This is a genomic window from Kitasatospora sp. NPDC093806, from assembly GCF_040683335.1.
Taxonomy (GTDB): domain Bacteria; phylum Actinomycetota; class Actinomycetes; order Streptomycetales; family Streptomycetaceae; genus Kitasatospora.
The window spans coordinates 1-1,576 of sequence record NZ_JBFBDO010000258.1 but is presented as its reverse complement, the minus strand read 5'-3'; the positions used below and the strand labels follow the sequence as shown (position 1 = coordinate 1,576).

2 protein-coding genes and 1 pseudogene are annotated in these 1,576 nt (G+C 72.9%); all 3 read right to left on the bottom strand.

The genetic code is table 11. The annotated features are described in order from the left end of the window. Window positions 1-456: pseudogene (locus tag AB0N76_RS39800) on the bottom strand (protein translocase subunit SecD); the annotation flags it as partial. A gap of 144 nt (window positions 457-600) precedes the next feature. Beyond that, window positions 601-1,041, bottom strand: a complete 441-nt coding sequence (gene yajC, locus AB0N76_RS39795) for a preprotein translocase subunit YajC (protein WP_363565742.1) — start codon at window positions 1,039-1,041, stop codon at window positions 601-603. A gap of 310 nt (window positions 1,042-1,351) precedes the next feature. Continuing rightward, window positions 1,352-1,576, bottom strand: a 225-nt coding sequence (locus tag AB0N76_RS39790) for a Holliday junction DNA helicase RuvB C-terminal domain-containing protein (RefSeq protein ID WP_363565741.1), incomplete at its 5' end; no start/stop codon positions are given.

Sequence of the window (1,576 nt, the reverse complement as noted above, 5' to 3'; positions counted from 1 at the left end):
GGCGCTCGGGGTGCCGGTCGCGCCCGCGGACGGGGTCGCGCTCGGGGCCGGGGCCGGGACGCCGCTCGGGGCGAGGGCGAGGACCGGGCGGAAGTACAGCTGCGCGGTGGTGCCGACCTGGTCGGCCGCGCTCTGCTTGTCACCGCCCTTGGGGATGTTCACGATGATGTTGCGGTCGCCCTGGGTCTGGACCTCAGCCTCGGAGACGCCCATCCCGTTGACCCGCTGCTCGATGATCCCGGTGGCGATGTCCATGTTGGACTTGTTGATCGCCTTGGGATCGGTCGACTTCGCGCTCAGCGTGATGCTGGTACCGCCGGCGAGGTCGATACCGAGGCGGGGCTTGGTGTGGCCCGTCCCGAACATGAGGGCGACCAGTCCGACGGTGACGACCAGGATGAGGGCCAGCGCCCGCCCTGGGTAACCGTCGCGCGGGCGCGACTTGGGTGTTGCCACCTTGCTCGTTTCTCCCTGTCCATGCCACTTCCCCCCACCGACCCCCGCCCGGCTCGGTGGCTGGACGGGGTGTGGCGGACTGCGGCCCTGAGTCCTGTGGGCTCGCGGCACTGCGCCGCGCGGCCGGGCTGGTGCCCGACCGTACTACTTGCTCGCGGGAGCCCCGCCCTCGGCCTCGGCCTTCGCATCGGCCTTGACCTCGGCCTTCGCGGCGTCGTCCTTGTCGAACGACAGCGGCTTCGCGTCGGCCGAAACGGCCGCGGCGTCCTCGTCCGAGGCGTCGACCGACTCGGCCGACTCGTCCTCGGCCGGGCGGCCGTTGATGATCGCGTCGTACTCGGCGGCGTCCAGGACGGCCGCGACGGCGCTCTTGGTGAAGTGGCTGACCACGCCCGGCGCGATCTCCAGCTCGACGGTCTCCTCGTTGACCGCCTTCACCTGGGCGTACAGGCCACCGATGGTCCGCACGCCCGCCCCCGGCTCCAGCGCGGTCTGCATCTGCTGCATCTGCTGCTGGCGCTTCTTCTGCGACCGGAACATGAGCACGATCGCGATGATCGGGAGGAGAAGGATGATGAGGTTCACTGCAGCCAGGGTCCTTTACGGGCCGCCGACCGGCGGCCTGTGTGGTATTGGTCGTCCCGTCAGGTGAGAGGGGCGGTCCGGCGGAGTCTAGGCGACCCCGAACTGATCGGACAACGCCAAGCATCGCATCCTGCCGCCGAAAGTGGCGAGCCTCCGCCTGCACAGTTTCCCGGGACTTCTCCCCCGGCTCCCCCGGCCGCCCGCCGGGCGGGCCCGGATGGTCCGCACACACTCCGCCCTCACCCGTCCGGCCCAGCCCGGCCGGGGCTCCCGCACACCGCCCGAACGGCCCAGCCCCGGGCCGGTCGGCTCAGCCGCCGTCGGGGCGGAACAGCTCCGGCTGGGGCGCCGCCGCGGCCCGGCCGGGCTGCGGCGGCGGGGTGAGGCCCAGGTGCTGCCAGGCCGCGGCGGTGGCGATCCGCCCGCGCGGGGTGCGGGCGAGCAGGCCCTCGCGGACCAGGAACGGCTCGGCCACCTCCTCGACCGTCTCGGCCTCCTCGCCCACCGCGACCGCCAGCGTCGACAGCCCGACCGG